Here is a 16,530-nt window from a genome sequence, read left to right as displayed (position 1 = left end):
TTATTCCTTAGCGGTCTGGGGTGCGGCGGACCGGGGGCCGCCGATCGGGGAGGGGGGCAGTTCCGTGATGGTGACGGAATCCGGGCTGGTCTGTTCCGGGGTGGGGATCAGCGAGCCGGGCAGCGAGGTGGCTGCCGCCCCGTAGGCCACGGCCCAGCGCAGGCAGTCGGTGGCTGCTGCGCCGCGGTCGTGGGCGATGAGGTAGCCGGCGAGGGACGAGTCCCCGGCGCCGACGGTACTGCGGGCCTTCACCGGCGGATGTGTGGCCCACCAGGAGCCTGAGCCGGTGACGAGGACCGCTCCCCGGGCGCCCAGGGTGGCCAGGACCGCCCCGGTGCCCCGCTCGACCAGTCGCTGCGCCGCCGCGGCAGCCGACTCCGGGCACGCCTCCAGTTCCGCCGCGCTGTGGCTCCCGGCCAGGCTAGCCAGTTCCTCGGCATTGGGTTTGATCAGATCGGGAAGCGGGCCGGCTCCTGCATACAATTCGGTCAGCGGGGCCTCGGAGGTGTCGACGGCGATCAGCGGGCAGTTCCCTCCGAGGGAGTCGTGCAGGTGGTTGATGATTCCCGCGTAGTAGCCGGTCGGCAGGCCCGGGGGCAGCGAGCCGGCCAGGACGACCCAGGACGATCCGTTGGCGGCCCGGACCAGTGCCTCGGTGATGACTGCCTGGTGGGCGGCGTCGATGGTGGGGCCCGGCTCGTTGACTTTCGTGGTGGTGCCGTCGGGTTCGGTGACCGTGACGTTGCTGCGCAGTGGTTGCCCGATCGGCAGGGCCCGATGAGGCAGATGGTCGATGCCGAGGCCGATCACCACGGGATCCGTGGCGTCCCCGGGCAGCACGGCCAGTGTCGGGACCCCCGCGGCGACCAGCCCCCGGGTGACGTTGACCCCTTTTCCTGCGGCCTGGGCGTCGGCGCGGAGGGCACGCTGCACGGCGCCCCGGACCAGGGTGGCCCCCAGGTCGATGGTGCGGTCCATGCTGGGATTGGCGGTGAAGGTGGTGATCATGCGAGCGTCACCTCCACGTCGGCCCGGTCCAGCGCCGCCGCCAGTTCGGGGCCCGGCGCCGTGTCGGTGACCAGGGTGTCGATCTGCTCCAGGGCGGCGAAGCGGATGAGGGTCTGTTCCCCGAGCTTGCTGGAGTCGGCCAGTACGACGACGCGGCGCGCGCAGGCGACGATCGCCGATTTCACCGCGGCCTCCAACGGATCGGGGGTGCTCAGCCCGAAATCGGCGTCGACGCCGTTGGCGCCGATGAAGGCGATATCCGGGCGCAGGGCACGGAACTGGTCGATGGTCGAGGCCCCGGTCGCTGCGCTGGTCAGGGCGCGGACGCGACCGCCGATGACCTCGAGTTGGAAGGAACCGCTGGCGGCGACCCGGTAGGCGACCGGGACGGAATGCGTGAGCACCAACAGGTCCGCGGCCCGGGAAGCGCCCAGGCTGGAGGCCATCTGCTGGGCGAACAGTTCCGTCGTCGTTCCGGCATCGAGCACCACCGAGGTGGCTCCGGCCGGCAGCAGGTCAACGGCCGAAGCGGCGATACGGGACTTCTGTTCGTGGTTCAACGAGGTCCTGACGCTGAGGCTTTCCTCCACGGTGCTGGTGGTCCGCCCGGCGACTGCTCCGCCGTGGACGCGGCGCAGGACCCCCTCCTGCTCCAGCTGGGCCAGATCCCGGCGGACGGTTTCGCGGGTGATATCCAGTTGCCGCGCCAACTCGGCGACGGTGACCCGACCTTGGTCGGCGACGCGGTCGCCGATCAAACGGTGCCGTTCCTCGGCAAACATGGCGTTGTCCCTTCGGTGGTCTCCATCACAATGAATCTGTGTTTCGTTGACTTTAGATGGTCCTTGAAGTGCAAGTCAACAGAAAAACAGAAATACACACATAAACGGGCTTATGTGGGGAAGGGTCCCGTCTGCCCACATGGTGTCCTTCAACGATGGCTTGCCCCGGCGCCCGCGCTGCGGTTTGCTAGGGGGATGGCCTCTTTGATCGAAGACTACGCACTTCTTTCCGACCAGCGCACCGGTGCGCTGGTGTCCGAATCCGGCAGTGTCGACTGGCTCTGTTTCCCCCGCTTCGATTCCGATGCGGCATTCACCGCCCTGCTGGGCGATTCCGAGCACGGTCGCTGGCTGCTGGCCCCCGCCGGCGCGGCCGACGACTGCGAGTCGGACCACCCTGCCCGACGCTCCGAGCGGATCAAGGCGGCCCGGGCCGCAGGGGTCGAGGACGCCGAGTCGGCCGGCGGCCCGGCCGATGACGGACGCCCCGTCGTCGTCCAGCGCACCTACATCGACTCCACCTTCGTGCTCAGGACCCTCTGGAAGACCTCCGAAGGCCAGGTGCTGGTCACCGATCTGATGCCGGTCGGCGCTCGGAGGGCATCGATCGTACGCCGGGTCGAAGGACTCGTGGGCAGCGTGACCATGCACCAGGAGATCAGCTTCCGTTTCGGCTACGGGTCGGTGATCCCCTGGGTCCGCCGCCATGAAGACGCCTCCACCGGGGTGAGCTCGATCGTCGCGATGGCCGGGCCCGACGCCATGGTGCTCCACGGCGACCGGCTGCCCCACGGGGAGGGCCACCGCCACCTCGGGGACTTCATCGTCTCGGCCGGCGAAGCCGTCGATTTCGAGCTGAGCTGGTTCCCCTCGCACCGCAAGGTCCCCTCACGCATCGATCCCGGGTCGAGCATCCAGGAGACCATCTCCTACTGGCAGCGCTGGTCCCGGGACATTCCTGCCCAGGAGTCCTACCACGAGGTCGTCAAGCGCTCGCTGCTGGTGCTGCGGGCGCTGACCCACGAAACCACCGGCGGGATCGTCGCCGCGCCGACGACCTCGCTTCCGGAGGACTTCGGCGGGGAACGGAACTGGGACTACCGCTTCTGCTGGCTGCGTGACGCCGCCCTGACGCTCGAGGCGATGATGACCCACGGCTACGAGAAGGAGGCGCTCAACTGGCGCGACTGGCTCCTGCGCGCCGTGGCCGGGGACCCCGAGGACCTGCAGATCATGTATGGGTTGGCCGGGGAGCGGCGGCTGCCCGAACGCGACCTGGACCACCTGCCCGGGTACGAGGGCTCGCTGCCGGTGCGCGTGGGGAACGGAGCCGTGGACCAGTACCAGGGTGATGTCGTCGGCGAGGTGCTCGTGGCGCTGGAGAAGCTGCGGAACATCGGGGGCGTGGAGGACCACTTCTCCTGGCCCCTGCAGAAGACCCTGCTCGGGTACGTGGAACGGCACTTCGACCATAAGGACCACGGCATCTGGGAGATGCGCGGGGACCTGCAGTATTTCACCCACTCGCGGGTGATGATGTGGGCCGCGTTCGACCGTGGCGTGCGGGCGGTGCGTGAACACGGGCTCGACGGCGACGACGCCTCCTGGGCACAGCTGCGCGACCGCCTCCACGCGGAGATCATGGAGCACGGCTTCAACACCGGGGAGAACTGCTTCACCCAGACCTACGGTGACACCGAGGTCGACGCCTCGCTGCTGGTGCTGCCCCAGGTCGGGTTCATCGATTACAACGATCCGAAGATGCTAGGAACGGTGGAACGCCTCGAACGCGATCTGATGGACGAGTCGGGATTGCTCCTGCGGTACAGGACCTCCGCGGGACATGACGGCCTGGCCGGTGACGAGCATCCCTTCATGGCCTGCTCGTTCTGGCTGGTGGAGCAGTATGCCCGCACGGGGCGCATCGACGATGCCAGGTCCCTGATGGACCAGCTCGTGGGGTATTCCAACGGACTGGGGCTGCTGGCCGAGGAATACGACACCGTCAGTGGGCGGATGGCCGGGAACTTCCCGCAGGCCTTCTCGCATCTGACCCTCATTCGTGCGGCGGATGCGATCAACGGATACTCCCTGCGCAACCGCTGACCCGCCGCCGGGGGAGTGACGAACTGGTTACTCATGGGTAACATGAGGGCATGCACATGATCTTCCGCCTCCTGCTCATGCTCCTGCAGGCCCGACGCCGGCCGAAACTCGACCTTTTCGACGTCGATTCGATGCCGATGCGTGCCCTGCTCACCGACATCGACGTGGCCGGGCACATCAACAACGGCATGTACTTCTCGATCTTCGACCTGGGACGGTTCGATCTGATGGTCCGCGCCGGGGCGTGGGACACGATGAAGCGCCGCCGTTGGACCCCGGTGGTCCAGGCGGAGACCATCACGTTCAGGAAGTCGGTGGTCTTCAACCAGAAGTTCAGCGTGGAAACACGGATCGCCGGCATGGACGAACGCAGCATCTACTTCGAGCAGCGGATCGTCTCCGGCGGCGAGATCTATGTCAGCGCACTGATCTGCACCCGCCTGTTGGGGCGCCAGGGGCCGCTGACCAATGAGGAGATCCTCACGGCTTTCGGTGCCGAAGTCCCCGAGGACCTGCAGCTGCCCGAGTGGGCGACGCAGTGGCGCGAATCGACGGCGCTTCCCGGGGCGCGCAAACCGGCCCCGCACACGTGGGGGCGGCGGGTCCGCAGCTAGACGGGTCCCGCAGCGTGGACAGGCCCGCCGGGTCGGTGCAAAAATCGGGACATGACCGATGCTCCGGCCACGGGCCCCGCCGCGCGCGTGCTGCGCGACTTTGCCGCCGATGATGCGGCATTCGTCGCGACGCTGGCCGGCGATCCCCGGGTGACCCGCTATGTCGGCAACGGAGAGCCCTGGAGCCCCGGATACACCGGCCGGCGCGTCCGCGACGCCCTCGGTGGCCTCCCGGGCGGGGACCCGGGCGCCGTGCGATGGTTCATCGGCCTCGAAGACGGCCATCGCGTGGGTCTGTTCGTCTCCTCGCGCCGTGGTCCCGCCGTGGAGATCGGGTACTGGGTCCACCCCGGGTCCTGGGGGCGGGGGATCGCCGGCTGGATGCTCGGTGCCGCCCTGGATCCGATCCGTTCGGTCTTCGGCGGGCGGGCCCTGCTGGGACGGGTCCTTCCGGGGAACGAGGCCTCGATCCGGGTGCTGGAATCCCACGGTTTCCGGCCCGAGCCCGCCGAGGGGGCCGAACTTCGCTTCGTCCGCCCGGCCGCCGCGTCCGGCCCCTAGGTCCCGATACGCCTAGGCCTCGAGGGCGAAGTCCGCGAGTTGTTCGCGGATGCCATCGAAGTGGCGATGCATCAATCGTGCGGCGGCGTCCTTATCCTTGGACTGGACCGCCCCGAGGATGTCGCGGTGGATCTGGGCCGTCTCGGGCAGGGTGGTCCCGGAGGTGTTGCCCCCGAGGCCGTCGATGGCTTCGTGGATGGTGCGGTAGACCTGCCAGAAGACTCCCAGCAGGTTGGTCAGCAACTCGTTCTCCAGGCGGGAGAACAGGAGCCGGTGGAACTCCTGGTCGACCTCGACGAAGGTCCGCCCGTCGGCGGCCAGGACCTCCATCCGGGCGACCAGGGCCTCGAGCTCGTCCAGATGGGCGTCATCGAGGGAGTCGATCGCGGAACCGATCAGGCCGGACTCCAGGGCCTGCCTGACTTCGACGAGTTCATGGGCCTCATGACCCTTATGGCGCAAGGACATCCGTCCGCGGAACGTCAGGCTGTCGGCCAGGGCGACCAGGTTGTTGGCGGCGACGAAGGTGCCGAAGCCGTGGCGGATCTCCACCACCCCGAGGGCCTGCAGGACCTTGATGGCCTCGCGCAGGGTGTTGCGGCCCACGCCGAGCTCCGCGGTCAGGACGGCCTCGGTGGGTAGTGCGTCCCCGGCCCTGAGTCCTCGATCGATGATGAGGTCCATGAGGTCCGTGGTCAGGGCGCGCAGGCGTTCCTGGGCGCCGAGTCGGATATGACGTGCGGGAGCGCTCAAGGCGGGCTTCCTTCCTCGGGGGAGGGGCCGGGGTGATCGGTCCCTTGACGGATGACTCTTTCGAATGTGGGCAACACCACTTGACCATCATCTGTGATGACGCTTACAGTCTACATGAATACGTCGGACATCCTACGTCCGACTTCTCATCGTACAGAAGAGGTAAACCGTGCCCCTCAATAACCTGGTGGCCAAAGAAGGCAGCCGACGCAACTTCCTCAAGGTCTCCGGACTGATGGGGGCCGCCGCAGCATTCTCGGCCGGTATCGCGGCGTGCAGCAGCACCGATTCGGCAGGGGCCGGCGCAGCGTCCGGGGCGGCCGGCACGGGGACGATCGAGGCCGGCATCTCCTATGCCTTGTCGACGGGATTCGACCCGATGACCTCCTCGGGGGCCACCCCGTTCGCCGCGAACATGCACATCTTCGAAGGGTTGGTCGATCTGCACCCGGCCACCCGTGAGCCCTACCTGGCGCTGGCCGCCGCGGAGCCGAAGGAAGTGGATGAGACCACGTGGGAGGTCAAGCTCCGCTCCGACTCGACGTTCCACAACGGCGATGACGTCACCGTGGACGACGTCGTCTACTCCTTCGAGCGCGTGATCGATCCCAAGAACGCCTCGTTGTTCGCCCAATTCGTGCCATTCATCAAATCGGTCAAGGCCAAGGGCGAGGACACGGTGGTCTTCAAGCTCAAGTACGCCTTCCCGCTGTTCGCCACCCGCATCTCCGTGGTCAAGATCGTTCCGGAGAAGGTGGCCTCCAAGGACCAGGCAGGCTTCGACGCCAAGCCGATCGGCTCGGGCCCGTACCAGCTAGTCTCGGCCACCAAGGACGACAAGATCGTCTTCAAGGAGTTCGAGGACTACAACGGCGACTACCCCGCCGGCGCCGCGGACATGACCTGGTACCTGCTCTCCGACGCCGCCGCCCGGGTCACGGCCGCTGAATCCGGTCGCGTTGCCGCCATCGAGGACGTCCCCTACCTGGATATGGACCGGTTGGATTCGAAGATCAACGTCGAATCGGTCCAGTCCTTCGGTCTGTTGTTCCTGATGTTCAACTGCACCAAGGCCCCCTTCGACAAGAAGGAGGTCCGCCAGGCGCTGCACTATGGCATGGACACCGAGTCGATCATCAAGACCGCGCTGCTGGGCAACGCCAAACCGGCCACCTCCTACGTCCAGGACACCCACCCGCAGTACGTGGAGGCCGATACGGTCTACACCTACGACCAGTCCAAGGCCGAGTCGCTGCTCAAGGAAGCCGGCGTCACCTCGCTGGAGTTCGAGCTGCTGACCACCGACACCTCCTGGGTCAAGGACGTCGCCCCGCTGATCCTGGAATCCTGGAACAAGGTCCCCGGCGTCAAGGTCACCCTACGGAGCCTGCAGTCCGGGGCCCTGTACGACGAGAACGTCGACTCCGGCAAGTTCTCGGTCGTGGCGGCCCCCGGTGACCCCTCGGTCTTCGGCAACGACATGGACCTGCTGCTGAGCTGGTTCTATCGCGGCGATGTGTGGCCCAAGAACCGCTTCCGCTGGAACAAGACCGCCGAGTACAAGACGGTCCAGAAGAAGCTCGACGAGGCCGCGACGGCCCAGGACGAATCGACGGCGAACGAGGCCTGGAGCGAGATCATCAACATCCTCGCCGAGGAGGCACCGCTCTACCCGATCTTCCACCGCCAGCTGCCCACCGCCTGGGACGAGGACAAGCTGGAGGGGTTCAAGCCGCTGCCCACCACCGGTGTGTCCTTCATGGGAGTCACCCCCACGGCCTAGCGCCGACCCGGTACGGGGTGGCGCCGGACCTCCGTCCGCGCCACCCCGTACCGGACTTCTTCGAGCACATCCTTCCCCGACACATGGGAGTTCAACCGTGGGAACCCTCCTGCGACTCTTGCTACGCCGCCTTGCCGCGCTTCCGCTCATGATCCTGGGCGTCACGTTCCTGGTGTTCGTGATCCTCAAACTCTCCCCCGGGGACGAGGCCACCCAGGCCCTCGGTGAGGGCGCCAGCAGCGAAGCCAAGGAAGCCTACCGCGCCGAACGCGGTCTGAACCTGTCACTGCCCGTGCAGTACATCGCCTTCCTGGGCCGCTTGCTGACGCTGGACTTCGGGGTCACCACCCCTCCATCGCGCCCGGTGGCCGGCATGATCGCCCAGGCCTTCCCGCTGACCTTGCAACTCACCGCCTTCGGCGTGCTGATCGCCGTGGTGATCTCCCTGGTCTTCGGCGTGCTCGGTGCGCTCTACCGGGACCGGCTGCCCGACCAGCTGATCCGCGTCTTCTCCATCGCCGCGGTGGCCACGCCGTCGTTCTGGCTGGGCATCCTGCTCATCCAGTGGCTGGCCCTGGGCAAGAACCCGCTCTTCCCCTCCGGCGGCATGGCGGGACCGGGAGAGGGGCTGGGCGGCTGGCTGGCGCATATGACCCTTCCTGCCTTCGCCCTGGCGATCCCCGTGTCGGCCTCACTGATCCGCGTGGTGCGGACCTCCATGGTGGAGGAACTGGACAAGGACTACGTCCGCACGGCCATCGGCAACGGCGTACCGCGCAACGAGGTGATCAGCCGCAACGTCCTGCGCAATGCGCTGGTCACCCCGGTCACCGTGCTGGGCCTGCGGATCGGCTATCTGCTCGGCGGCGCCGTCGTGATCGAAATGATCTTCTCCCTGCCGGGCATGGGTCAGCTGATCCTCAACGGCATCACCGCCCACGACACCAATCTGGTCCAGGGGGTGGTGCTGGCCATCGCCGTGACGTTCGTGCTGGTCAACATCCTGGTGGACCTCGTATACCTCTTGATCAACCCCCGCATTAGGACGGTGTAACCGATGGCTCCCTTGGCACCACGCAATGCCCTGGTGGCGCGCCTGAGTTCCGGCGCCACCCGCTTCACCTCACTGACCACCGGTTCGAAGATCGCGCTGGGCTTCCTGGTGGTCATCATCCTGGCCGCGGTCTTCGCCCCGGTCCTCGCCCCGCACGACCCGCTGCTCTCCGGGATGCCTGCGCAGAAGCCCAGTGCCGAGAACCTCTTCGGCACCGACCGGCTCGGTCGCGACATCTTCTCCCGCTTGCTTTACGGCGCCCGTTCCTCGCTGGTCATCGGCCTGGGCTCGGTGGCGTTGGCCCTGCTGGCCGGCGGGCTGCTGGGTTCGCTGGCGGCCACGAGCAGCAAGGCCACCAACGAAGTCATCATGCGCATCATGGACATGCTCATGGCCTTCCCCGGCATCGCGCTGGCCGCCGCACTGCTGGCCTCCCTGGGGAACTCCATTCCGGTGATCATCATCGCGATCGCGATCATCTACACCCCGCAGATCGCCCGGGTGGTCCGCGCCAACGTGCTCTCCCAGTGGGACGAGGACTACTCCCGCGCGGAACGCGTCATCGGTGCCGGTCGCTTCCACATCCTGATCAAGCACATCATGCGCAATACCGCGGCCCCGGTCCTGGTCTTCGCCACGGTCATGGTGGCCGACGCGATCATCCTCGAGGCCTCGCTGTCCTTCCTCGGTGCCGGCGTCCAGGACCCCGACCCGTCCTGGGGCAACGTGATCTCCTACGGGCGCACCCTCGTGCTCAACGGCGCCTGGTGGGCCACCACCTTCGCCGGCCTGGTCATCCTGCTGACCGTCCTGGCGTTGAACATCCTCGCCGAAGGGATGACCGACGCCCTGGTGAACCCGAAGCTGCGTGGCAAGTCCAAGGGCTCCGATACCGCCAGTGTCGAGGTCGAAGCCGCCGGTGACTCCACCGTCCGCCGTGTCACGGAGGAACTGACCGTCCCCGACGCCGAGGATGACGGTTCCGACGTGCATGACCTCGAGGCCGGCAGCAGCCGTCCGGGGGACCTCTCGGCAGCCGTCGGCGCCGGAAGCTCCCCCCGTGGGGATGCCGAGGCCGACCGCCGACGCCTGGCCCGGGAACTGGACCGGCTGGCGTCGGTGGAATCCGCCCGCACCGACCGGCTGCAGCTGGCCGGCGGCGGGACCGATGCCGGCACGGTGCTCGAGGTCAGCAACCTCTCGATCCGCTTCCCGGAACGCTATGGCCGGACCCGCATCGTGGACAACGTCTCCTTCACCGTCCACGAGGGCGAAACCATGGGCCTGGTCGGGGAATCGGGTTGCGGCAAGTCCATCACCTCGTTGGCGATCATGGGCCTGCTGCCGGACAACGCCCGGATCACCGGATCCATCCGCTTCGGCGACCGCGAGCTGCTGCCGGACGACGGAAGGGGTGGAACCCTGGCCGGGGATGCCACGGTCTACAAGGGGCTGCGCGGTTCACAGATCGCCATGGTCTACCAGGACGCGTTGTCCTCGCTGAACCCCGCCATGCTCATCAAGGACCAGCTCGGACAGCTCACCCGCCGCGGCGGCCGGAAGACCCCCGCGGAATTGCTGGAACTGGTCAAGCTGGATCCCTCGCGCACGCTGAAGTCCTATCCGCACGAGCTCTCCGGAGGCCAGCGCCAACGGGTGCTCATCGCCATGGCACTGTCCCGTTCGCCCAAGCTCGTGGTCTGCGACGAGCCGACGACGGCGCTGGACGTGACCGTGCAGAAACAGGTCGTCGATCTGCTCAACGAACTCCGTGAACAGTTGGGGTTCGCCATGGTGTTCGTCAGCCACGACCTGGCCTTGGTGGCCTCGTTGGCCCACCGGGTCACGGTCATGTATGCCGGCCAGGTGGTCGAATCGGGCCCGGTCAACGCGCTGTTGACGAACCCGACGCACGAATACACCCGGGGCCTGCTCGGGGCCGTGCTGTCCATCGAATCGGGGGCCGAACGACTCCACCAGATCCCCGGGACCGTGCCGTCCCCGAACGACTTCGGCGAGGGGGACCGGTTCGCCGACCGCTCCACGCTGCCGGGGGCCGATTCGTCCCGTCAACTGGTCCTGACACCGGTCGGCGGCAACGAGAGCCACCTCTGGGCCAGCCCGCAGGACAGGGCGCCGGACCCGGCCGCAGGAACCATCACGAAGGGAGTACGGCCATGAGCCAGACGGCATCGGAACAGCAGGCCACCCCGGTCATCGAACTGAAGGACCTGCACGTCCATCACCGGGCCCGTTCCGGCAAGGCGTTCAAACCCTTGATCGTCAAGGCGGTGAACGGCGTGGACTTCACCATCGGCCGCGGTGAGACCGTGGGCATCGTCGGGGAATCCGGCTGCGGGAAGTCGACACTGGCCAACGTCCTGGTGGGGTTGCAGCCGCCGACCTCCGGGGAGGTGCTTTTCCGTGGGAAGCCGGCACTGAAACGCAACGCCGCCCTGCGCAAGGAATTCGGGCGCAGCGTCTCGGTCGTCTTCCAGGACCCCTCCACGGCACTGAATGCGCGCATGCAGGTCCGCGACATCCTGATGGACCCGCTGACCGTGCATGGGATCGGGAGCCTGGCCAGCCGCGGCCGGAAGGCCGCCGAGCTGCTCGAACTGGTGGGCCTGCCGGCCTCCGCCGGGGCCGCCGTGCCGAACCAACTCTCCGGCGGACAGCGACAGCGGGTGGCCATTGCCCGGGCACTGGCCCTGGACCCGGATGTCATCGTGGCCGACGAGCCGACCTCGGCCCTGGACGTCTCGGTGCGGGCCCAGGTGCTGAACCTGCTCTCGGACCTGAAGACCGAACTGAACCTGGGCATGGTGTTCATCTCCCATGACATCCAAACCGTCCGCTACGTCTCCGACCGGATCTGTGTCATGAATGCCGGGGAGATCGTCGAGCAGGGGCCCGCGGCCCGGGTCTTCGACGCCCCGACGAACGACTACACCCGCAAACTGCTCGGCGCGGCCCCCTCGCTGCTCCACGCAGGCTAGCCGGGCCCGTTCCCGCCAGCCGAGACCGGCGGCCGGTTCCGGCCGCCACCGATAAATTTCCCTCCAGTATCAAGCAGAACAGGAAACGCATTCCGTGACCGCAACATCGTCAGCACCCACCCGCACCTACTCCGGGGTCATCCCGCCGGTCGTCACCCCGCGCACCTCGGACGGGGCGATCGACACGGCCTCCCTGGAACGGGTCGTGGACCACCTGATCGACGGCGGGGTCTCCGGTCTGTTCGTCCTGGGCTCCTCCGGGGAGGTCCCGTACCTGACCAATGACGAGCGTGAGCTGGTCATGACCACCATTTCCGCCCGCAACAACGGACGGGTTCCACTGCTGGCCGGTGCCAGCGAACAGACCACCAACCGTGTCATCAACGAAGGCCTGCGCATGATCGAACTCGGGGCCGACGCCCTGGTCGTCACGACGCCGTTCTACGCGTTGTCCAACGCCGCCGAGATCGAAGACCACTTCCGTGCGGTGAAGAAGGCGACCGGGGTGGATCTCTTCGCCTACGACGTGCCGGTGCGCACCCACGCCAAGCTACCCCTGGACGTGGCGATCCGCCTGGCCGAGGACGGGGTCATCGTCGGGGTGAAGGATTCCTCCGGTGACGACGTGGCCTGCCGCCGCCTGCTGCTGGCCACCGCCCATATCGAAGGGTTCTGTGTCTTCACCGGACACGAGGTGGTGGTCGACGGGGCCTTGCTCGGCGGCGCCCACGGCGTCGTGCCCGGACTGGGCAACGTTGATCCGGCCGGATACCGGCGGATGTTCGATGCCGCCACGGCCGGGGACTGGTCGGCGGTCCGCGCCGAGCAGGACCGCCTGGCGAACCTGTTTGAGATCGCCTTCACCCCCGACTCCACCCGTGTCTCGGGCGGGGCCTCCGGACTGGGCTCCTTCAAGACCGCGCTGGTCCTGCTCGGGATCATCGAATCCAACACCATGAGCGTGCCCATGGCTTCGTTGAACGACGACGAAAGCCAGGCCATCGCCGCAATCCTGCGCCGGGCCGGATTGCTCTGATCCGCAGCCGGCGGATATCCGCCGGTTCATGCACCGGCCGGAGGACCCGCCGGGTTCCCGTCCGCATCCCCAGCGTGGAAGAATGCGGACGGGACCGGCAGGCCCCGCAGTCGTCGCCCCGAAGCACCTCCGCACAGAAGGACCGCAGCATGTCGCCCGAAGATTTCCTCTCCACCGTCCACGGGCGCCTGATCGTCTCCGCCCAGGCCTATCCCGGCGAACCGCTGCGCAACCCCCAGGCCATGGCACAGATGGCGGCCTCGGCGGTCGCCGGCGGGGCCGCGGCCGTGAGGGTCCAGGGCCTGGCCGACATCCAATTCACCCGGTCCGCCGTCGAGGTCCCGGTCATCGGCTTGTGGAAGGACGGGACCACAGGGGTCTTCATCACCCCCACGGCCCACCACGCCCTGGCGGTGGCCTCCGCCGGAGCCCACGTCGTGGCCCTCGACGGGACCCGCCGCCCCCGCCCCGACGGACTGACATTGGCACAGACCATCGCCCGGGTGCATGCGGAGACCCCGGCCCTGGTCATGGCCGACTGCGGGTCCTTGGACGATGCCCGAGCCGCCGTCGAGGCGGGGGCCGACCTCATCGGCACCACCCTGGCCGGCTATACGGACGAACGCCCGAAGACCGACGGACCCGACCTGCAGCTGCTGGCCGCGATCGCCGACGCAGGACTCGGGGCGCCGTTGGTGGCCGAGGGGCGCATCCACACCCCGGCGCAGGCCCGGGCGGCCCTCGACACGGGGGCCCACGCCGTCGTGGTGGGAACGGCCATCACCCATCCGACCAGCATCACCGGCTGGTTCGACGCCGCCCTTCCCCCAAACGGACCCCGATCATGAGCCCCACCGCAGCAGAAGGAGACCACATGGCCAGCAGCCTCAAGCATCCGAACGCACGCATCCTCATCGGGGAGGACGCCGAGGAAACCGGCCGTCTGGCCGCCCAGGTGCTTCTGGATGTGGTCACCACCGACCCGGCGGCAGTGATCGGCCTGGCCACGGGGTCCTCCCCCTTGCCGCTCTATTCCGCCCTGGCGGCCTCCGGCGCCGATTTCTCGGCGGTCTCGGGGTTCGCCCTCGACGAGTATCTCGGGTTGCCCGAGGGGCATCCGCAGTCCTATGCGGAAGTGGTGCGCACCGAGGTCACCGAACCATTGGGACTGGATCCGGCGCTGGTGCACACTCCGGATCCGCAGGGCGAGGACCACGCGGCCCGCGCGGCGGCCTACGACGCGGCCATCGCGGCGGCCGGAGGGATCGACGTGCAGATCCTGGGCATTGGATCAAATGGCCATATCGGATTCAACGAGCCCGGGTCCGCCTTCGACTCGCGGACCCGTGTGGTGCCGCTGGCCGAGAGGACCCGGCAGGATAATGCCCGCTTCTTCGGATCGTTGGCGGAAGTCCCGGACCAATGCGTCACCCAGGGGATCGGCACGATCTTCGAGGCCCGGCATCTGCTGCTGATCGCCCACGGCGCGCATAAGGCCGACGCCGTCCGACTGGCCCTGGAAGGACCGGTGGGCGAGCAGTTCCCGGCCTCGGTGATCCAGCGCCATCCCCAGGTCACCGTGGTACTGGATCGGGAAGCCGCGGCCCGACTGGGGCAGCGGGCAAGCGACTAGACGCGGACGGCCCGTCCGGCCTGGGGGCCGGACGGGGTCCTCCTAGCGGCCCAGGTGCCGGCGTGCCCGCAGGAGCAGGACGGCGGGGATCGCCAAGAGCAACAGCGGGAGCAACAGCAACAGGCCCTTCGGTGAGGTGACGATCGAGTCGGCGGAAACCGCGTTGGTGGATCCACGCAACTCCTCAGTCCCGCCGGCCAGTTCGGTCGAGCCGGAGAACAGTTCCGCGGTGCCGTCGGAGAGCTTCGTGTTGCCGTCGGCCAATTCGCCGGCCCCGTCATCGACCTTGCCGATGCCGGCCTGCAGGGTCTTCGACCCGGTATCGAGCTTGCCCAGGCCATCGCCGAGCTGGCCGGTGCCGGCCACCAGGCGTTCGGCCCCGGCATCGAGCTTGCCGGCCCCTGCGGCGAGCTTGCCGTTGCCCACGGCCAGTTCCCCGGCCCCATCACGGATCTTCACCGACCCTGCGGCGGCCTCCTCGGCACCGCTCACCAGATCGGGGGTCTTGCGGGCCAACTCGCTGGTCCCCTTATGGAGCTTGATGGAACCGGCGCCGAGTGCCTGGTTGCCCTCGGCGAGCTCCGAGGCCCCGGCCGCGACCCGGACGGACCCGGCGGAGAGCTTGTCGGCCCCCTTGGCGAGTTCCCCGGCGCCGGTAGCCAGTGCGGCATTGCCGGTGTCCAGTTTTTTGGCGCCCTTGTTGAGCTTGCCGGCACCGGTGGCCAGGGCGGCGTTGCCCTTGGCCAGCTTGGCGGCCCCCTGGTTGAGCTTGCCGGCACCGGTGGCCAAGGCGGCATTGCCCTTGGCCAATTCGGCGGCACCGTCGTTCAGCCGGTTGGCGCCGTTGTCGATCTCGCTCAGTCCCGCATACAGGCGGGCCGTCCCGTCCTTGAGCTCATCGGTTCCTGCGGCGAGTTCGCCATTGCCGGCAGCGATTTTCTGGGCCCCGTCATTGAGTTCCTTCAGCTGCGCCTTCAGCAGCCCCAGCGGGACCGCGCCCTGCGGTCCGTTGGCGGCATCGAGAAGTTTCTGCGTCCCGGCAGCCAGTTCAGCCGAACCATCGGCCAACTCGTGGGCGCCGGGGGCGGCCTCGGCCGTGCCTTCCTTCAACTGGGCGCTGCCGGCGAGGGCTTCCCCGGTGCCGGCGGTGAGCTTCTTGGCCCCTGCCGAGAGTTCATTGGCTCCGGTCGAGGCCTTCTGGGCGCCGGTGTTCAGTTCCTTGGTGCCCGCGGAGAGTTCATTGGCGCCGGTCGAGGCCTTCTGGGCGCCGGTATGCAGTTCCTTGGTGCCCGCAGAGAGCTCGGTGGAACCGGCGGCGGCCTTCTTGGCGCCGGCCTTCAGCTCCTGGGCCCCGTCGCCGAGCTTCTGGCCCCCGTCGCCGAGCTTAGTGGCCCCGGCGTCGAGTTCGTCCGCGCCGGCGGCGGCCTTCTTGGTGCCGTCGACCAGCTTCACGGCGCCGTCGTCGAGCTTCTTGGCCGCGCGGTCGGCGCGGCCGGCACCGGCGGCGACCTTCTGGGATCCGACGGCCAGGCGTTTGCCGCCGTCGGAGAGCTTCGTGGCCCCCTGGGCGGCCGTTCCTGCCCCCGTGGCCAGTTCGCCGGTGCCCGAGTGCAGTTCCTTGGCCCCGTCGTCCAGCTCCCCGGCGCCGTTGGAGGCGGTGCTGATGCCCTTGGAGAGCTTTGCTGCGCCGTCGTCGAGCTCCCCGGTGCCGTCGTGGAGCTTGATGGCACCGCTGGCAGCACGGGTGGCCCCGTTGTTCAGTTCGCTGATGCCGGATTGGGCCTGGCCCATTCCGTTGTCCAGTTTGGAGGCCCCGGTGGCCACCTGGCTCGAATAGATGACGTAGAACGCCAGGACGGCCACCAGGAACAGGCCCAGCAGGACGGTGATGATGGTGTGCATCAGCGAATGCTGCTTGGCAGCGTGATGAGCATGCATGCGTCTCCTCGAAGAGGTCGGATCGGGCTGGCCGGCCCAGCACCGTTCGGCATGGTGCCGCTGCGTGCTGGCCGGATCCAGTAACCGGATGGATTGGTCCGCGATGCCTCACCGGGTGGAAGGCGATCGCGGTGGCCCGAGCGGTGGATTTACGCAGCGGACAAACGTCGTTGGTTGTGACCTGCCTTACATTGAACCTACTGTCCGGTAGCTTTTCAAGGGGTTCGTGGAAAAAATCTACGAATCAGTAACAAAGTGCTGCC

General features: G+C 67.9%; 14 protein-coding genes. 10 read left to right on the top strand and 4 right to left on the bottom strand.

Features of this window, described 5'->3' with window-relative positions; genetic code table 11:
* Together AC3ZI9_RS14635 and AC3ZI9_RS14630 are read right to left on the bottom strand one after the other, a co-directional pair.
* Entirely contained in the window at positions 1-1,008 is a 1,008-nt protein-coding gene (locus AC3ZI9_RS14635) for a 1-phosphofructokinase family hexose kinase (RefSeq protein WP_444553812.1), read from the bottom strand.
* Positions 1,005-1,790 (bottom strand): DeoR/GlpR family DNA-binding transcription regulator, encoded by a 786-nt coding sequence (locus tag AC3ZI9_RS14630; protein ID WP_444553811.1) that lies wholly within the window; start codon positions 1,788-1,790, stop codon positions 1,005-1,007. Before AC3ZI9_RS14630 ends, AC3ZI9_RS14635 begins: the two co-directional genes overlap by 4 nt.
* Positions 1,791-1,985: 195 nt before the next feature.
* Here AC3ZI9_RS14630 and AC3ZI9_RS14625 point away from each other — a divergent pair, with 195 nt between their 5' ends.
* From AC3ZI9_RS14625 to AC3ZI9_RS14615, 3 genes are read left to right on the top strand one after another with little or no spacing between them, the layout of a single operon-like run.
* Positions 1,986-3,896: a glycoside hydrolase family 15 protein gene (locus AC3ZI9_RS14625; RefSeq protein ID WP_444566785.1), complete on the top strand. Its 1,911-nt coding sequence runs from the start codon at positions 1,986-1,988 to the stop codon at positions 3,894-3,896.
* 50 nt (positions 3,897-3,946) lie between these two features.
* Positions 3,947-4,510: an acyl-CoA thioesterase gene (locus AC3ZI9_RS14620; RefSeq protein ID WP_444553809.1), complete on the top strand. Its 564-nt coding sequence runs from the start codon at positions 3,947-3,949 to the stop codon at positions 4,508-4,510.
* A 51-nt stretch (positions 4,511-4,561) separates the two neighbouring features.
* On the top strand, positions 4,562-5,071 hold the full coding sequence (locus AC3ZI9_RS14615; RefSeq protein ID WP_444566786.1) for a GNAT family N-acetyltransferase: 510 nt from the start codon (positions 4,562-4,564) through the stop codon (positions 5,069-5,071).
* Between the two features lie 12 nt (positions 5,072-5,083).
* Here AC3ZI9_RS14615 and AC3ZI9_RS14610 read toward each other — a convergent pair whose 3' ends face one another.
* Complete coding sequence (locus AC3ZI9_RS14610; RefSeq protein WP_444553807.1) at positions 5,084-5,824, bottom strand: FadR/GntR family transcriptional regulator; 741 nt, start codon at positions 5,822-5,824, stop codon at positions 5,084-5,086.
* Positions 5,825-6,059: 235 nt separating this feature from the next.
* On the opposite strand from AC3ZI9_RS14610, the gene AC3ZI9_RS14605 reads away from it, so the two are divergent.
* The 7 genes from AC3ZI9_RS14605 (at position 6,060) to AC3ZI9_RS14575 (ending at position 14,329) form a co-directional block, all read left to right on the top strand.
* Positions 6,060-7,607: an ABC transporter substrate-binding protein gene (locus AC3ZI9_RS14605; RefSeq protein ID WP_444566802.1), complete on the top strand. Its 1,548-nt coding sequence runs from the start codon at positions 6,060-6,062 to the stop codon at positions 7,605-7,607.
* 148 nt (positions 7,608-7,755) lie between these two features.
* Entirely contained in the window at positions 7,756-8,661 is a 906-nt protein-coding gene (locus AC3ZI9_RS14600; RefSeq protein WP_489924044.1) for an ABC transporter permease, read from the top strand.
* 3 nt (positions 8,662-8,664) lie between these two features.
* A complete protein-coding gene (locus tag AC3ZI9_RS14595) occupies positions 8,665-10,842 on the top strand; it encodes a dipeptide/oligopeptide/nickel ABC transporter permease/ATP-binding protein (protein ID WP_444553805.1) in 2,178 nt (725 codons plus the stop codon).
* A complete protein-coding gene (locus AC3ZI9_RS14590; RefSeq protein WP_444553804.1) occupies positions 10,839-11,660 on the top strand; it encodes an ABC transporter ATP-binding protein in 822 nt (273 codons plus the stop codon). Before AC3ZI9_RS14595 ends, AC3ZI9_RS14590 begins: the two co-directional genes overlap by 4 nt.
* 94 nt (positions 11,661-11,754) lie before the next feature.
* Positions 11,755-12,696, top strand: a complete 942-nt coding sequence (locus tag AC3ZI9_RS14585; RefSeq protein ID WP_444566788.1) for a dihydrodipicolinate synthase family protein — start codon at positions 11,755-11,757, stop codon at positions 12,694-12,696.
* 149 nt (positions 12,697-12,845) lie between these two features.
* On the top strand, positions 12,846-13,544 hold the full coding sequence (locus AC3ZI9_RS14580; RefSeq protein ID WP_444553802.1) for an N-acetylmannosamine-6-phosphate 2-epimerase: 699 nt from the start codon (positions 12,846-12,848) through the stop codon (positions 13,542-13,544).
* A gap of 26 nt (positions 13,545-13,570) precedes the next feature.
* Positions 13,571-14,329 carry a glucosamine-6-phosphate deaminase gene (locus AC3ZI9_RS14575; RefSeq protein WP_444553801.1) on the top strand — a complete coding sequence of 253 codons (759 nt, stop codon included), beginning with the start codon at positions 13,571-13,573 and terminating at the stop codon, positions 14,327-14,329.
* Between the two features lie 42 nt (positions 14,330-14,371).
* Here AC3ZI9_RS14575 and AC3ZI9_RS14570 read toward each other — a convergent pair whose 3' ends face one another.
* Entirely contained in the window at positions 14,372-16,267 is a 1,896-nt protein-coding gene (locus AC3ZI9_RS14570) for a hypothetical protein (protein ID WP_444553800.1), read from the bottom strand.
* Between the last annotated feature and the right edge of the window lie 263 nt (positions 16,268-16,530).

The sequence above is a fragment of the Arthrobacter sp. AOP36-F1-5 genome, assembly GCF_058137995.1.
This window is presented reverse-complemented; position numbering and strand designations above follow the sequence as displayed.